Source organism: Actinoplanes subglobosus (assembly GCF_042650585.1).
GTDB lineage: Bacteria > Actinomycetota > Actinomycetes > Mycobacteriales > Micromonosporaceae > Actinoplanes > Actinoplanes subglobosus.
This window is the reverse complement of record NZ_JBHSBL010000027.1, coordinates 54,944-71,251: the sequence shown is the minus strand read 5'-3', so window position 1 is coordinate 71,251 and position 16,308 is coordinate 54,944. Positions and strand designations below refer to the sequence as shown.

General features: G+C 71.8%; 12 protein-coding genes. 3 read left to right on the top strand and 9 right to left on the bottom strand.

What is annotated here, in order from left to right; all coding sequences use genetic code 11:
- Positions 1 to 30: 30 nt before the first annotated feature.
- A complete protein-coding gene (locus ACFO0C_RS40065; protein WP_378072040.1) occupies positions 31 to 1,344 on the bottom strand; it encodes an ABC transporter substrate-binding protein in 1,314 nt (437 codons plus the stop codon).
- Positions 1,345 to 1,554: 210 nt separating this feature from the next.
- On the opposite strand from ACFO0C_RS40065, the gene ACFO0C_RS40060 reads away from it, so the two are divergent.
- The gene (locus ACFO0C_RS40060) at positions 1,555 to 3,813 is read left to right on the top strand and encodes a beta-galactosidase (protein WP_378072039.1); all 2,259 of its coding nucleotides are present in this window, start codon (positions 1,555 to 1,557) and stop codon (positions 3,811 to 3,813) included.
- 906 nt (positions 3,814 to 4,719) lie between these two features.
- On the opposite strand, the gene ACFO0C_RS40055 is transcribed toward ACFO0C_RS40060, so the two are convergent.
- From ACFO0C_RS40055 to ACFO0C_RS40035, 5 genes are all read right to left on the bottom strand, one after another.
- Positions 4,720 to 4,860, bottom strand: coding sequence for a hypothetical protein (locus ACFO0C_RS40055; protein WP_378072038.1), 141 nt, complete (start codon positions 4,858 to 4,860; stop codon positions 4,720 to 4,722).
- Positions 4,861 to 4,996: 136 nt separating this feature from the next.
- A complete protein-coding gene (locus ACFO0C_RS40050) occupies positions 4,997 to 7,231 on the bottom strand; it encodes an MMPL family transporter (RefSeq protein ID WP_378072037.1) in 2,235 nt (744 codons plus the stop codon).
- Positions 7,232 to 7,742: 511 nt separating this feature from the next.
- A complete protein-coding gene (locus tag ACFO0C_RS40045; protein WP_378072036.1) occupies positions 7,743 to 8,294 on the bottom strand; it encodes a TetR/AcrR family transcriptional regulator in 552 nt (183 codons plus the stop codon).
- A gap of 37 nt (positions 8,295 to 8,331) precedes the next feature.
- A complete protein-coding gene (locus ACFO0C_RS40040) occupies positions 8,332 to 9,102 on the bottom strand; it encodes a hypothetical protein (protein WP_378072035.1) in 771 nt (256 codons plus the stop codon).
- Entirely contained in the window at positions 9,099 to 10,658 is a 1,560-nt protein-coding gene (locus ACFO0C_RS40035) for an AAA domain-containing protein (RefSeq protein ID WP_378072034.1), read from the bottom strand. Before ACFO0C_RS40035 ends, ACFO0C_RS40040 begins: the two co-directional genes overlap by 4 nt.
- 89 nt (positions 10,659 to 10,747) lie before the next feature.
- On the opposite strand from ACFO0C_RS40035, the gene ACFO0C_RS40030 reads away from it, so the two are divergent.
- Entirely contained in the window at positions 10,748 to 12,376 is a 1,629-nt protein-coding gene (locus tag ACFO0C_RS40030) for an amidohydrolase (protein ID WP_378072033.1), read from the top strand.
- 28 nt (positions 12,377 to 12,404) lie between these two features.
- On the opposite strand, the gene ACFO0C_RS40025 is transcribed toward ACFO0C_RS40030, so the two are convergent.
- A complete protein-coding gene (locus ACFO0C_RS40025) occupies positions 12,405 to 13,097 on the bottom strand; it encodes a hypothetical protein (protein ID WP_378072032.1) in 693 nt (230 codons plus the stop codon).
- A 219-nt stretch (positions 13,098 to 13,316) separates the two neighbouring features.
- Between ACFO0C_RS40025 and ACFO0C_RS40020 the strand changes: the two genes are divergently transcribed.
- On the top strand, positions 13,317 to 14,012 hold the full coding sequence (locus tag ACFO0C_RS40020; protein WP_378072031.1) for a laminin G domain-containing protein: 696 nt from the start codon (positions 13,317 to 13,319) through the stop codon (positions 14,010 to 14,012).
- Between the two features lie 5 nt (positions 14,013 to 14,017).
- Here ACFO0C_RS40020 and ACFO0C_RS40015 read toward each other — a convergent pair whose 3' ends face one another.
- Together ACFO0C_RS40015 and araA are read right to left on the bottom strand one after the other, a co-directional pair.
- A complete protein-coding gene (locus ACFO0C_RS40015; RefSeq protein WP_378072030.1) occupies positions 14,018 to 14,752 on the bottom strand; it encodes a ZIP family metal transporter in 735 nt (244 codons plus the stop codon).
- 64 nt (positions 14,753 to 14,816) lie between these two features.
- Positions 14,817 to 16,301 (bottom strand): L-arabinose isomerase, encoded by a 1,485-nt coding sequence (gene araA / locus ACFO0C_RS40010; RefSeq protein ID WP_378072029.1) that lies wholly within the window; start codon positions 16,299 to 16,301, stop codon positions 14,817 to 14,819.
- Positions 16,302 to 16,308 lie beyond the last annotated feature (7 nt).

The following is a 16,308-nucleotide window of genomic DNA, read 5'->3' as shown; positions in this document are numbered from 1 at the left end:
GGCCAGGGGGCCGCCCGCCCGGAGTCGCACTCATCCGGTGACGGTGAACCCGGTGTTCTTCATGTCGTCGACGGTGGTCTTCTGCATGGTGACCAGTGACTCGGTGAACGCGGCGGCCTTCTTGGCCTCCGCGGCCTTGCCGAAGGCGTCGTTGAAGGCGCTGTAGGCGACGTTCACGTTCGGGCCGTAGGTGAACGGCTTCATCGCCTTCGAGGCCTCGGAGGCGATCGTGTAGAAGTCGGCCTGGTCCGAGAAGAAGGACGGCGGGCTGGTCAGCACGCTGGTCGACTCGTTGGCGGCCGGGTAGACGAACGCCTCGGTGGCCAGCAGCTTCAGGGCCTCCGGGTCGCTGTTGAGCCACGACACGAACTGGGCGGCCTGCTTCTTGTGCTTGGTCTGGGTGGTCACGCTGGTGGCCGAGCCACCCCACGCGCCGGTCGCCGGTGCGGCCGCGTCCCACTGCGGCATGAGGGCGGCCTTCCACTTGCCCTTGGTGTCCTTGGCCGAGCCGTCCAGGACGCCCGGCGCCCAGACCGCGCTGACCCAGCCGACCTGGGTGCCGTCGTTGAGGGCGGCGTTCCACTCCGGCGTGTACATCGGCTTGTTGTCGATGGTGCCCTTCTCGACCAGCCCACCCCAGTACGCCGCCACCTTCTGCGTGGCGGCGTCGTTGATGTTGACGGTCCAGGCGTCACCGTTCACGCCCCACCAGGAGGCGCCGGCCTGCTGCGCGAGACCGGTGAACAGGCCCGCGTCGTTGGCGGAGAAGGTGCCCAGGTACTGCTTCGGGTTCGCCTTGTGGATCTTCTCGGCGGCCGCCGCGTAGTCGTCCCAGGTCTTCGGCGCCTGCAGGCCGTTCTTCTCGAACACGTCGGCGCGGTAGAAGAACATCAGCGGGCCGGAGTCCTGCGGAACGCCGTAGACGGCGTCGGAACCCAGCGTCACGCCGTTCCAGATGCCGGCCGGGAACTTGTCCTTGACCGAACCGACCTCGGCGGAGATGTCGGCGATCGCGTCCGAGGAGACCAGCGTCGGGATCTTCTGGTATTCGGCCTGCATGACGTCCGGCGCACCGGAGCCGGCCTTGATCGCGGTCAGCAGTTTGGTGACGGCCGGGTCGCCGCCGTCCTGCTTGTTGACGGTGACCTGGATGTTCGGGTTCTTGGCGTTCCAGGCGGCGGCGACCTTGTCCATGTTCGGCGCCCAGGTCCAGTAGGTCAGCTCGACCTTCTCGTTCGGGTCGCTCTGGTTCTCGGCAGCGGAGTCGGAGCTGCTGCACGCCGTGGTGGTGAAAAGAGCCGCTGCGGCAAGGGTCGCCATGAGCGGGGCGAATTTAATCTTCATCGATCCTCCTTGATCGGCTTGGCCGGGGAGACGGAAGCCGGGGACGGGACCGGCCGGGAAGCGCGTGCTCCGGTCAGCCCCTGTGACCGGTTACAGTGCTGGTGTTACGGCCTTGTGTCAAGCCCTTGCGTCCTACCCGTTACGCCTGTGTATCGTTCGGGCCGACCGGCCTGTGACCGGTTACAGTCAACATCGCAAGGAGCTGATCCCATGTCGTGGCCCGAGCCGCTCTCCGTTCGCCACCAAGCCTGGGCGACTCCGCTGCGCCGGCCGCGGATGAGCAACGACGAGGACACGCGGCCCGGCCTCGCGCTGACCAACCGCTACCTCAGCCGCGACGGGGTGCCGGTCATCCCGGTCTCCGGCGAGATGCACTACAGCCGGGTCCCGCGCGAGCGCTGGGCCGAGCGGCTACGGCAGATGAAGGCCGGCGGTGTCACCGTCGTGGCCAGCTACATCTTCTGGCTGCACCACTCGCCGAAACAGGGCGCGACCCGCTTCGACGGCAACCTCGACGTGGCCGCGTTCGTCGACCTCGCCGTCGAGACCGGTCTCGACGTGGTGCTGCGCATCGGCCCCTGGTGCCACGGCGAGAGCCGCAACGGCGGCTTCCCCGACTGGGTGCAGCACGCCCCGGTCCGGCACCGCACCGACGACCCGGCCTACCTCGCGCTGGTCACCGAGTGGTTCGCCGAGATCAGCGCGGCCGTCGGCGACCGCTTCGACAAAGTGATCGGCATCCAGCTGGAGAACGAGCTCTACGACCAGCCGCAGCACCTGGTCACGCTCAAGCGCCTGGCACGCGAGGCCGGCATGTCCGCGCCACTCTGGACGGCCACCGCGTGGGGCGGTGCCGACCTGCCCGCGGCCGAGGTGCTGCCGCTGTACGGTGGTTACGGCGACGGCTTCTGGGTCGACGCCGACGCCCCGTGGGACCCGACGTTCCGTGACCACTACTTCTTCTCGCACGTCTGGGACGACGCGGGCATCGGCGCCGACGTCCGGCGCGCGCAGGCGATCGAGGCCGCGTCCGGCGGCCCGCGCACCCCGTCCGACGAGTTCCCGGCCGCGACCTGCGAACTCGGCGGCGGCATGGCCACCGCCTACCACCGCCGCCCGCGCCCGGCCGCCCTCGACGTCGCCGCCATCGCCCACTGCAAGATCGGCAACGGCTCGGCCTGGCAGGGCTACTACATGTACACCGGCGGCACCAACCCCGGCCCCGGCCTGCACGAGTCACACGCGACCGGCTACCCCAACGACATCACGCCACTCGGCTACGACTTCCACGCCCCCATCGGCGAAGCCGGAACCCTGGCCGCCAGCCACGCCGAACTACGTCGCCAGCACGCGTTCCTGTCCGCTTTCGGCCACCGCCTGGCGGAGATGCCGTCCAGCCTCCCCGACATCCGGCCCGCCGACGTCGACGACACCACAACCCTGCGGTGGGCCCTGCGCGCCGACGGAGAGAGCGGATTCCTGTTCCTCTCCTGGCACCAGCCGCACTTCCCGCTCTCCGCCCACCGCGACGCCCGCTTCCGGATCTCCCTGGACAACAGCGTCATCGAGTTGCCGTCGAAGCCCATCGACATCCCCGCGGGCACCCTGGCCCGCTGGCCGCTCAACCTCACCGCCGGCGGCACCACGATCACCTACGCCACCGCGTCGGCGCTCACCCTGCTGCCCGGCGACATCCCCACGCTCGTCCTGATTGCCGAACCCGGCATAGACGTCGAGATCGCCGTGGCCGATTCCGTTCAGATCGTGACGCCGGCGCTCACCCCGGTCCGTCTCGGTGGCCTCGACGTCCTCGTCCTCCCGGCCGAGACGGCCGGATCGGCCTGGGTCACCGAGGACGGCGGCCGCCGCCTGCTGCTCACCGACGACGAGCTGCAATGGGACGCTTCGGGAACGCTCACGGTCAAGGCCTCCAAAACCGCGGATGTACGGCTATACGACCCCACAGCCGGAGCATTCACCGCGATGACCGTCCCCCAATCCACGGCACCGGAGCGCCGGCCGGTGACCGTCGAACAGCTGCGCCCCGCCGCCCCCACGGTCCCGGTCAGCTACGGCAAACACGACGGCCGCCCGTCCGCCCCGTCCACCGAGACACTCGACGAACTGGCCGCCGTCTACCGCCTGCACCTGCCCGACTTCGCCGCCGACCCGTCCCGTGACCCGCTGCTGCGCATCACCTGGGCCGGCGACATCGGCGAACTGCGCATCGACGGCCACACGGTCACCGACCGCTACTGGGACGGCGCCGACTGGACGGTCAACCTGACCGACGCCGGCTACCGCGCCGGCGCCCAGGTGACCCTCCACCTGCTCCCCCTGGCCGCCGGCTCCCCCGTCTCGCTCCCCACCGAGGCCCGCACCCGCCTGACCGCCAGCGAAACCCAGCTGCTCGCCCTGGATTCGGTGGAGGTGGTCGCCCGCACCACCTCCACCGCCGAGACCCCCTGAGTCTTCAACACCGGGGGTTGATCGCGCGGGGCGGTGGAACCTGCGGTCCGGTCGCGGTTGTCGCTGGCCGAGGTGAGCGGTTGTCGCTGGCCGAGGTGAGCGGTTGTCGCTGGCCGAGGTGAGGAGGATGGCCTGGCATGCGAACGACTTCTCGGTGGGGGTGTCCTGTCGGCACCCGGAGCCGGATGCGGGCGCCGTCACCGCCCCCCTGTGGGCGGTGATCGCACCCAGACCCGATGACGGGTACGTCCGGCGCCCTGTCGAAGGACGGCACACGCACCCGACCCGGCATTGGGTGCGCCCGGCGCCCTGTCGAAGGACGGCACACGCACCCGACCCGGCGCTGGGTGCGCCCGGCGCCCTGTCGAAGGACGGCACACGCACCCGACCCGGCGCTGGGCGCGCCCGGCGCCCTGTCGAAGGACGGCACACGCACCCGACCCGGCGCTGGGCGCGCCCGGCGCCCTGTCGAAGGACGGCACACGCACCCGACCCGGCAACGGGCGCTCTAGACGGTCCTCGTCACGGGGCGATCCTTGACGAGTCGACCTGAGCAGACAGGATGCGAGATTCACCGCTGAACTCCCGCCCCGACCTCTGAGTCTTCACCACCCGGGGTTGATCACGCGGGGCCTGGAACCCGCGTCGTGGTCACGGTTGTCGCTGGGCGGGGTGACGAGGATGGCCGGGCATGTCACGACGCCTCACCATCGGCGATGACGAGTGCGGCTGCCGGGGCGCCCGCTTCCCGACGACCCATCCGCGGTATCGCCGCCCCGACCCGGATCCGGTCCGCCGGGCAGTTTCCTGTGTCCATAGTCAGGATCGGTTTCCGGTCAGGGTCGGTTTCGGGTCAGAGGGGACGGGGAGCGAGGCTCCCGCCAGGGCCTCGCTCCCCGGCAATATCTATCCGGCGAGTGCCCGGCACAGGCCATTCATCGACAACAGCAGATGCATCGGGTCCGTGGGACTCGCCTCGGACTCGGCCAGGCGCAGGTAGAAGTCCCGGGCGGCTTCGGTGTCGCAATGGATAAGCACCGCACGCACACCGATGACCCGACCAGGAGCTGCTGGTCGCCCCGGACGCAGGGGTCCTCGACAAGGAACGGACTCCGGCCGCCGCCCAGCCGCCTCCCGCGGAATGCGGGACGACGCTGAGCGACGGCCGGCCGGGTTCGTGCGGTCAGACGCCCGCGGGGACCTGGTCGGACGGGGTGGCGTTGTCGTCGACGGCGGGTGGGTGGCGTTCCAGGGCGGCGCCCTCGACGTCGAGTTCCGGGAGCCAGCGCAGCCAGGACGGGAGCCACCAGGCCGCGTGGCCGAGCAGGGCCAGGGCCGCGGGGACGGCGATCATGCGGACGATGAAGGCGTCGAAGGCGATGCCCACCGCCAGGGCGAAGGCGATCGGCTTGATGGTGTCGTTGCCCTCGGGGACGAAGGCGGCGAACACCGCGAACATGATGGTGGCGGCGGCGATGACCACCGGGGCGGCCTGACGGAAACCGGTGACGATCGCGTCCCGAGGTGCGGCACCGTGCGCGTGGGCCTCGTGCATGCGGGACACCAGGAAGACCTGGTAGTCCATGGCCAGGCCGAACAGGATGCCGACGATGATGATCGGCGCGAGGCTCAGGATCGGGCCGGTGGAGCCGGCGTTGACGGCGTCGGCCGCCCAGCCCCACTGGAAGACGGCGACCGTGGCGCCGAACGCCGCGCCGATCGTCAGCAGGAAGCCCAGGACACCCACCACCGGGACCAGCAGCGAGCGGAACACCAGCACCAGCAGCACGAACGCCAGGCCGACGACCAGACCGAGGTAGACCGGCAGGGCGTCGTTGAGCTTCTGGGAGACGTCGATGCTGACGGCGGTGCTACCGGTCACGTAGACGCGGGTGCCCTCCGCCGGGTTGATCGAATCGCGGATGTCGTGGACCACGTCCAGGGTCCGCTCGTCCTCGGGGCCGGTGGTCGGGATGACCGTGATCAGCGCGGCGGTACCCGCCCGGTCGGGCTGCGGCGGCAGGACCAGCGTGCCCTCGGGCAGCACCGTGGTGAGGTGTTTCTGCACCTGGGGGCCGAACTGGACCGCGTCGGGGCCGTCGATCAGGACGATCAGCGGGCTGGTGATGCCGGGGCCGAAACGGCTGTCGATGATCGCCTGGGCGCGGGCCTGGGTGGTGCCCTCGGCGGCACGCTGGGCGAGAGTGGTCTTCATCGAGAAGAACGGGATCGCGATGACGGCCAGAGCGGCGACCGCGGCGATCAGGCTGAGCCAGCGCTGCTCCGAGACCAGCCGGGCCCAGCCGCGGATGAAACCACGCCCGGCCGGCAGTTCGTCGGTGGCGGGGGCCGGAGCAACGGCGGCATAGGGCCCGACGACTACCGACGGCACCGAGCGCTGCTTGCGGGGCAGGGCCTTTGTGCCGATGAAACCGAGGATCGCCGGGACCAGGGTGATCGCGACCAGGACGGCGATCACGATGGTGGCCGCAGCGGCGATGCCCATCTCGGACAGGAACGGGATGCCGACGACGGACAGGCCGGCCAGGGCGATGACCACGGTGAGGCCGGCGGTGACGACCGCCGCTCCGGCGGTGCCGACACTCATCGCGGCGGCGGCGTCGACGGACAGGCCGCGGCGCAGCTCGTGGCGGAACCGGGTGACGATGAACAGCGCGTAGTCGATGCCGACGGCGAGACCCAGCATGACGGCCAGGATCGGGGTGGTCGACTGGAGTTCGGTGAAGCCGGTGAGGGTGACGATACCGGCGGCACCGATGCCGACACCGGCGATCGCGGTCAGCAGGTTCATGCCGGCGGCGACCAGGGAGCCGTAGGTGAGGGCCAGCACGATCAGCGCGACGACGACGCCGAGGATCTCGGAGGCACCGCCGATGTCGGCCGGGTTGCTCAGCGCCTCACCGCGGGCCTCTACGGTCAGACCGGTCGCGCGAGCCTCGGTGACGGCGGCGGTGATCGCCTCCCGCTGATCGTCGGTGACCTCGGACGGCTGCACCGGGAAGGTCACCGAGCTGTACGCCGCCACCTGATCCCGGGAGACGGTCGGCGCCTTCGGGTCGAGCGGGTTGCTGGCGGCCACCGCGCCGGGCAGTTCACCGAGGCCGGCGACGATCTGGGCGACCTTGGCGGCGTTCGCCGGGTCGGTGATCTTCTGGCCGGCCGGGGCTTCGAACACGATCTGGACGGTGGCGCCGGCCGACGCCTCGCCGAACTTCTCCTTCATCAGGGCGAGAGCCGTCGTCGACTCCTGGCCGGGGATGCTGAAGCTGTTCGCGGTGGCACCGGACAGGGTGCCGGCCCCGACGCCGACCGCGACGAGGGCGACCAGCCAGGCGATCGTGACGAGTATCCGGTGCCGTACTGACGCCAGCCCCAGCCGGTGCAGCAGCGTTGCCATGAGAGGTGGTCCTTTTCTCGCAATAAAACCGAAATATCGGACAGAAGAGGGTCGAGGTACGGCCACTCGGGCCCGAAAACAGGCCGGGTGGAGCCCGGGCGGAGCGGCAGGGCGGGCGGAGCGGCAGGGCGGGCGGAGCGGCGGAGCGGGCGGAACAGGCGGGCGGAGCGGCAGGGCGGGCGGAGCGGCGGAGCGGGCGGAACAGGCAGGCGGAGCGGCAGGGCGGGCGGAGCGGCGGAGCGGGCGGAACAGGCGGGCGGAGCGGCAGGGCGGGCGGAGCGGCGGAGCGGGCGGAACAGGCGGGCGGAGCGGCAGGGCGGGAGCGGCGGAGCGGGCGGAACAGGCGGGCGGAGCGGCAGGGCGGGAGCGGCGGAGCGGGCGGAACAGGCGGGCGGAGCGGCGGAACAGGCGGAGCGGGCGGAACAGGCGGAACAGCGGAACAGGCGGAGCGGCGGCCAGGCTGGGCGGAGCGGAAGGGGAACGGGAGCGGGGCGGCGCGACGGCGGGGGCGTCAGTGGCCCAGGGCGTCGTAGCCGATCTCGGCCAGGCGGGACGGGGCGTCGACGATTGTCAGCTGGTCGCAGAGGGCCAGGCTGGCGACCGCCACCGCACCCAGGGCTCCGGTGATGCGGAGGGCCCGGTCGGTGTCGGCGTTCAGCTCGTCGCCGAAGGCCTCGGCCAGGGACTGGCCGATCATCGCGCAGGCGTTGCCGATCTCGCTCTCCGGCTCGGCGAGCATCGACGAGAGCAGCAGGGCGACCATGCCGGGCTGGGCGACGGCCAGGTGGGCCAGGCCGGTGAGCACGACCCGGTCACGGCCGGGGCCGACGGGGAGTGCGGCGACGTCGGACCCGGTGTCGCGGATCTGCTGCACGCACCGGTCGATGACGGCGGTCTGCAGCGCCTCCTTCGTCGGGAAGCGGTGCAGCAGGCCGGTCTTGGAGTAACCGACCGTGTCCGCGATCCGCTGGACCGAGGTCTCCTTGAAGCCGTGGCGGGCGAACAGGTGTGCCGCTGCTTCCAGGATCTCGTCGTCGATCTGCTGCTTCGTGGGGCGAGGCATGGGACCACCGTAGACCTTTATGGACCAGACTGGTCCGTCAGGGACCGTGGCGGTCCCCACACTGCGGAACGTCAGAATCCGATTCCCCAGCGCAACCCCGATAAACCCGCAAAAGGTACGGATCGGGCCCGTCCACGGCCCACCCGAAGACCAGCGGATCGTCCTCGCACTCGACGAGATAGACCGGCAGCCACACCGGCCGCGGGGCCGGCGCCTCCACCTCGACCGGAACCGCCAGGCCGGTGAAGTCGGCGACATCCGCCCTGGCGAGCAGGCGGTCGACGGCGTCCGGGGACAGCCGCCGGGAGGCGGTGAGGGCGGTGAACACGGTCCCGTCGGGAAGGGTGAGCGCCGGCGCGGGCAGCCACACCGCATGGGTGGCGTGGACGAACGGCACCGGCTCCCCCGCACCGCCGTCGAAGCGCAGCGTCAGCCGCCGGCCCCGGGACAGCCGGTAGCGGCGCCCGTCCGTCACCGACCGCCGTCCCAGGTCGGTCAGGGCCAGACCGGACGGGGTACGCCGCACGTGCCCGAGCCCTTCCAGGAACCGGGCCGTCCGCTCCACGAGCACCGGCTCCACCCCGAAGAACCCGGCCAGGTCACCGACACCGGACAGACCAGCCTCGGCCAGCGCGCGGGCCAGGTAGCGGTCGAAGACGTCGTAGGAGTGCGACTCCCGGACCGTCGCCACCACGTCGACGGCCCACATCGGCAGCAGCAGCGGCACGAACCTCCGGGGCCGCACACCGGGGAGCGCGCCCGCCCGCCGGACCACCTCGCGCATCGGCAGGTGCGCGGCCTCGCTCACCAGCCTTTCACCGCCCGGTTGCGGGCCGGGGCACGGGCCGCGACCCGCTCGAACACACTGCCGGTCAGCAGCGCGGTCAGCTCGCCGGCGTCGGCGCCGGCCGGGCAGCGGGCGGCCACCCAGGCGCGGGCCACCTCGGGGTCACGCAGCGGTGGGCGGCCGGTCTCGCCGACGAGCACGGCCCGGCGTGCGCGGACCAGCGGCACCAGCGCGGCCGGCACCGGGACCCGGGCCGCGTCCTGCAGGATCAGCAGGTCGAACTCCAGGTCGCCGTACTCGGGGCGGCCGGCGCCGAGGCAGCTGGTGGCCACCACGTCGGCGTAGCGGAGCAACTCGGCGTGCAGCTGCTGGGCCGGGCGGGCGGCCCGCTGCCGCCACTCGCGCAACAGTCCGGCCCGGGCGCGCAGCACCGGCTCCAGCTCGTGGCAGCGGGCGGCCAGGCCGGCCAGGCCCTCCGGGTCGGCGCTCCAGCCGGGTGATTCGAGAACACCGTCGAGCAGCCGGGCCAGCTGGTGGGCGGAGCGTTCCGCGGACTCCAGCGCACGCTGTGCGGCAACCTCGGCGAACGCGGCGCGGTCGGCTGCCATGCGGACGGCGCTGTCCTGACGGACCTCTTCCGCGGATCGTCGGGCGCTCTCCTCGTACGCCGCATGGGTCTGAAAGGAGCGGGAGCGGGCCGCGGCGGCGAACCGGATCGCCTCGCCCAGCCGGCGCCGGAGCCCTCTCGCCCGCCACCGGCGAAGCCGGGCGGCCTCCGCCCGGCGCAACGCTGAAGTCAGCTGTTCGACCTGGTCAGCAGCCTCTGCCGCGGCGGTCTCGGCGATGTCGCGGGCCCGCGCGCACTCCCGCGACGCGGCGCCGAGCCGGTCCTGCGCGGCCTCCGTCGTCGCCACCCGGTGCGCCTCGGCCCGGTCGGCGCGCTCGCGCGCGTCGGCCGCCTCGCCCAGCGCGGCCGTCAGCCGCCGCAGCCAGCCGAGCGCCGGCGACGGCTCACCGAACCACGGCTCCAGGGAACGGGCGCCGGCCTGCGAACGGGACAGGACGCGCTGCTGGACGCCGGCGGCCGCGGCGGTGAGGCTGCCCGGACCGGCACCCGGCTGGTCGGCGCGGATCACGGTGGCGCCGGGCGGCAGCCGCGACAGGACGGCGTCGACGGCCGGCGCCGCCGGGGCGGCCAGCAGCACCCGCTCGCCGCGTTCCGCGGCCTCGCGCACGATCTCCAGAACGGTCAGGGTCCGCACGGTGCCGGGCGGGGCGACGAGACAGAAGACATCCGGTACGGCCAGTGCGCGCGACACCTCGTCGGTCTCCGCCCGGTCGTCCCCGATCTCGGCGAAGCGCCCCTCGGCCAGCAGCGGCAGCAGCCCCGGGTTGACGGTGGCGCCGGAGCGCAGCCGCAGGATCGCGTCACGCTGGATGCGCTCGTCGAGGCCGGCGTCACGCACGCCGGGCTCCGGGCCCAGCTCGCGGCCCGCGGCGACGGCCAGCTCGAGTGCGGCGCAGAACCCCTCGTTCCGATAGGACGCGTGCTCTAGATCGACAAGGGTCGACGCCATGCGCCCACCATAGTTGTGCCCGTTGCCGCCCTTCAAACGATCCACGGTTGAATGGGGCGACGCCCCTCCCGCACAGATCGGATGCGCTGATGTCCCACCCCTACGCCGACCTGCTCTTCACCGGAGGGCCGGTGTTCACCGCCGGTGGCGGGCCGGCCACCGCGGTGGCGGTCCGTGACGGCCGGATCATCGCCACCGGCCACGACCTGCGTGCCCTGGCCGGGCCGTCCACCGAGGTGGTGGACCTGGCGGGGCGGCTGCTGCTGCCCGGCTTCCAGGATGCCCATGTGCACGCCGTGATGGGCGGTGTCGAGCTCAACCAGTGCGACCTGACCGAGACCACCGATCTCGACGAATATCTGCGCCGCGTCGCCGCCTACGCCGCCGATCACCCGGACGTGGAGTGGATCGTCGGCGGCGGCTGGTCGATGGAGACGTTCCCCGGTGGTGTGCCGGCCAAGGAGCTGCTCGACCGGGTCGTCCCGGACCGGCCGGTGTTCCTGGCCAACCGCGACCACCACGGCGCCTGGGTCAACAGCCGGGCGCTGGAGCTGGCCGGGATCACCGCCGGCTCGCCGGACCCGGCGCACGGCCGCATCGACCGGGCCGCCGACGGCAGTCCGGCCGGTGGCCTGCAGGAGGGCGCGATGGAGCTGGTCACGCCGCTGCTGCCGGAGGTGACCACCGCCGACCGGATCGCCGGGTTGCGACGGGCCCAGCGACTGCTGCACTCGCTCGGTGTGACCGCCTGGCAGGACGCGATGGTCTGCGCGACGAACGGCTACCCGGAGGTGTCCGACGCCTACCTGGCCGCCGCCTCCGAGGGCTGGCTGACCGCGACCGTCGTCGGTGCGCTGTGGTGGGACCGGGACCGCGGGCCCGAGCAGATCCCGGAGATCGTCGCCAACCGGGAGCGCCTCACCGTGGGCCGGCTGCGCTGCGACAGCGTCAAGCTGATGCTGGACGGGGTGGCGGAGAACTTCACGGCGGCGATGACCGAGTCGTACCGGGACGGCTGCGGATGCGCCACCGGCAACACGGGGTTGTCGTTCATCGACCCGGCGGCACTGCGGTCACATGTGACGGAGCTGGACGCGCTCGGTTTCCAGGTGCACTTCCACGCGCTCGGCGACCGGGCGGTGCGCGACGGTCTGGACGCGATCGCGGCGGCCCGGGCGGCGAACGGTTTCACCGACACCCGGCCGCACCTGGCGCATCTGCAGGTGGTGCACCCGGACGACGTGCCACGGTTCCGGCAGCTCGGCGCGACGGCGAACCTGCAGGCCTACTGGGCGTCGCACGAACCGCAGATGGACGATCTGACCATCCCGTTCCTGGACCCGGCGCTGGTGGACCGGCAGTACCCGTTCGGTGACCTGTGGCGCTCCGGGGCGCATCTGGCCGCCGGCAGCGACTGGCCGGTCAGCACCCCCGACCCGCTGCAGGCGATCCACGTGGCGGTCAACCGGGTGCACCAGGGCGAGGACTACGAGCCGTTCCTGCCGGCGCAGCGGCTGGACCTGGCCACGGCGCTGGCCGCTTACACCGCCGGGTCGGCCTATGTGAACCGGCTCGACGACACCGGCACGATCCGCCCCGGGAACCGGGCCGACCTGGTCGTGCTGGACCGGGACCCGTTCGCCGCGCCGCCGTCGGAGATCGCCTCGGCCACCGTCGCGGGCACCTGGGTCGACGGCCGGCAGGTCTACTCCGCATGAGAGAAGGGGCCCCGCGGGGCCCCTTCTCTCACTTCTCGTCGTCCTCGTCCGGCTGCGGCTGCTGGTCGTCGTCCTCGACCTCGTCGGCCGGCTGCGCGTGCCGCGGGGCCGCCTCGATCACCTCGGCGACCGGCTCCTCCTCGACGTACTCGCTCATCTGCGGGGCGTCGACCCAGAGGGCGCGCAGCTGGCTCTGCATGAACCCGGTGAGCCGGCCACGGTACTCCCGGTCGAACTGCTCCAGCGCCTCGATCTGCTGCTGCAGGGACTCCCGCTTGGCGCCGAGACTGCCGACCACGTCGTCGTAGCGCTGCTGCGCCTGGTGCTTGAGCTGCTCGGCCCCGGCGATGGCGTCGGCGCCGATGGTCTCGGCCCGGTTGCGGGCGTCGGCCACGATCTTCTCCGCGGTGCGGCGGGCCTCCTCGGCGCGGGCCTGCGCGTCGCGGGCCATCTGCTCGGCGCCGGCACGGGCCTCGGCCAGCACCCGGTCCGCCTCTCGGCGCACGTTGTTGGCATGGGCCTGGGCGTCCCGCGCGATCTGCTCGGCGGCCGCGAGCGCATCCGTACGGATCTTGTCCGCGTGGTGCTGGGCGCTCGCGACGTGCTCCTCGGCGGTGCGCTGCGCGAGGGCGAGCACCTGCAGCGCCTGGTTCGGCAGGCCGGGGTTGGGGGCGATCACCGCATGCTCCGAGGTCTGACTGTCCGTACCGTTGAGCAGCACTTCGACACGATCCTTACTCGAGGGGTGAGGTCCGGCGACCGGCGGACTCTTGGGGGGTGGGCCGGCGCGCATGGCCATGATCGGCGGATGCTACCAAGCTGAACTGTTGATAGGCGAGGGGTCAGCGGACGATCACATTTCCGCCATCAAGCGTCTTTTCCGACATTTCGCGTATTAATATGAATTGGATCTTGTGTGCGAGGTTTCGGAGGACGATCCATGCGAATCGCGCTTTTGACCTGCCTGTTCCTCGCCGCCGCCTCGCCGGACGCGGCGATGGCGAGCGCCGGGGACGTCAAGATGGCGGTCTGGCCGATGGACGAAACGACCGGAAGCAGCTGGATGGACGATGTCAGCGGCCGCGGGCACCACGGGCAGATCGGACCGGAGGTCGGCACAGGTCTGACCACCGAGTACGAGCGGGGCTACCGATTCGAACGGCTGGAACCGGACACACCGCCCGCCCGTCCCGGCCATCTGGTCAGCGTCGCCGACCACTCGGACCTCGACCCGGGCGGCCGGGAGTTCGCCGTGACCGTCCGCCTCCGGACCACCCACAAGTTCGGCAACATCATCCAGAAGGGCCAGGCCACGGTCCCCGGCGGGAGCTGGAAGATGCAGATCCCCAACGGGCGGGCCACCTGCACCTACCGGGGCTCCCGGGGGACGATCGAGCTGATCGCGCCCTACCGGATCAATGACGGGGACTGGCACGTCGTCCGGTGCGTACGGCTGGACGAGGGGGTCTTCCTCAGCATCGACGGCTTCCGGGCCGCCTCCCGGGACGGGTGGACCGGCACGATCGACAACGACTGGCCGGTGACGATCGGCGGCAAGCTGGACTGCGACCAGGTCGAGGTCGGCTGCGACTACTACGCCGGCGACCTGGACTGGATCACGATCGAAGCCGCCTGACGCCGCTACAGGTGGGACAGGGCGAAGGAGAGCAGGAAGCCGGTCACCGTGATCAGGCCGATCAGCAGGTGGGCGTCCTCGAACGCCTCCGGGATCATGGTGTCCGCGACCATCGTCAGGATGGCGCCGCCGGCCAGCGCGGTTATCCAGCCGAGCAGGGCGGGCGGCGCGCCGGCGAGGACCGTGAAACCGGCGATCGCGGCGAGACCACTGATCAGCGCGATGCCGCCCCAGAGCCCGAAGACGTACGCCCGGCTCCGCCCCGCCGCCCGCATGCCGGCCGCGCTGGACAGCCCCTCGGGCACGTTGCTGACGAAGACCGCCACCACCGTGGCCACGCTGACCCCGCCGCCGGCGAGCAGGCTGGTGCCGATGACGATCGACTCGGGGATGCCGTCGAGCAGCGCGCCGAGCGCCAGCGCCAGCCCGGACCCGTCGTCCTTGCGGTCGTCCGACCGTTTGCGGTTGCGGGCGCCACGACGGGCCAGCAGCACGTTGCAGCCGGTGTAGATCAGGGCGCCGGCGATCGCCCCGGACGCGGCCCACTCCATGCCGGCCTGCTCGTAGGCCTCACCGACCAGCTCGAACGCGACCGCCGAGAGCAGCACCCCGGCGCCGAACGCCATGATGGACGCGATGATCTTCCGCGGCAGGTCGACGAGATAGCCGACCGCCGCGCCGAGCAGCAGCGCGGATCCGGCCAGCAGGCCCCATCCGCCCGCTTCCAGCCAACCGGGCATGACGACGAGCATTCCCGGTCACCCCACCCGCCACACCATCCGGGCGGGGTGACCGGGAAATCGATCAGCGGCCGAAGCCGCGGGCCAGCCGGTGGTACGCCTGGTTCCAGCGCACCTCCTTGACGAACGACCGGGTGGTGGTCGCCTCGTCGATGACCAGCAGCTCGGTGCCGACCATCTCGGCCAGGTCGGCCAGTTCCTCCGCGCCCACCGCCGAGGACAGCACGGTGTGGTGCGGGCCGCCGGCGGTCAGCCAGCACTCGGCCGACGTGGACAGCGACGGCGCCGGCTTCCAGACCGCCCGGGCGACCGGCAGCTTCGGCAGCGGCGCGGTCGGCGGGACCACCTCGATCTCGTTGGCGACCAGGCGGAACCGCTCCCCCAGGTCGGCCAGACCGAGAACGATCGCCTTGCCGGGGGCGGCGTCGAAGACCAGGCGGACCGGGTCCTCACGGCCGCCGATGCCGAGCGGGTGGATCTCCAGTTTCGGCTTGCCGGACGCGATGGTCGGGCACACCTCGAGCATGTGGGCACCGAGGATGACCTCGTTGCCCGGGGTCAGGTCGTAGGTGTAGTCCTCCATGAAGGAGGTGCCGCCACCCGGGGCCATCGCCTTGAGCGTGTGCACCAGGACCGACGTCTTCCAGTCGCCCTCGCCGCCGAACCCGTACCCGTCGGCCATCAGCCGCTGGACCGCCAGGCCGGGCAGCTGCCGGAGCCCGCCGAGGTCCTCGAAGTTCGAGGTGAACGCGCGGAAGCCGCCCTCGGTCAGGAACTGCCGCAGGCCCAGCTCGATCCGCGCGCCGTAGCGCAGCGAGTCGAGCCGCTCCCCCAGCAGCTCCGGCGCGACCTCGTAGGTGTCCTTGTACTCCTCGACCAGCTTGTCGATCTCGGAGTCCGACTGCTGGTCCACGACCGCGACGAGATCGTTCACCCCGTACGTGTTGACCGAGACGCCGAACCGTAGCTGAGCCTCGACCTTGTCGCCCTCGGTGACCGCGACGTCGCGCATGTTGTCACCGAAACGCGCGAGCTTGAGGCTCCGCATCGCGGCATAGCCGCGGGCGGCCTTCACCCAGGTGGAGATGCGGGCGGCCACGGCCGGGTTGCTGACGTGCCCGGCGACGGTCTTGCGGGGTACGCCCAGACGAGCCTCGATGAACCCGAACTCCCGGTCGCCGTGCGCGGCCTGGTTGAGGTTCATGAAGTCCATGTCGATCTCGGACCAGGGCAGTTCGACGTTGTGCTGGGTGTGCAGGTGCAGAAGCGGGGCCCGCAGCGCGTCCAGCCCGGCGATCCACATCTTGGCCGGGGAGAACGTGTGCATCCACGCGACCACACCGAGCACGCCGGGCGTCGACGAGGCCCGCCGGCAGATCTCCAGGATCTGCTCGGCGCTGGTCAGCACCGGCTGCCACACCACGTCCGCGTCGAGCTGCGCGTCCAGCTGTCCGGCGATCTCCCGGGACTGGGAGGCGACCTGATCCAGGGTCTCCGGTCCGTAGAGTCCCTGGCTGCCGGTGAGGAACCAGATTTCCCCGTTACTCATGTGGACG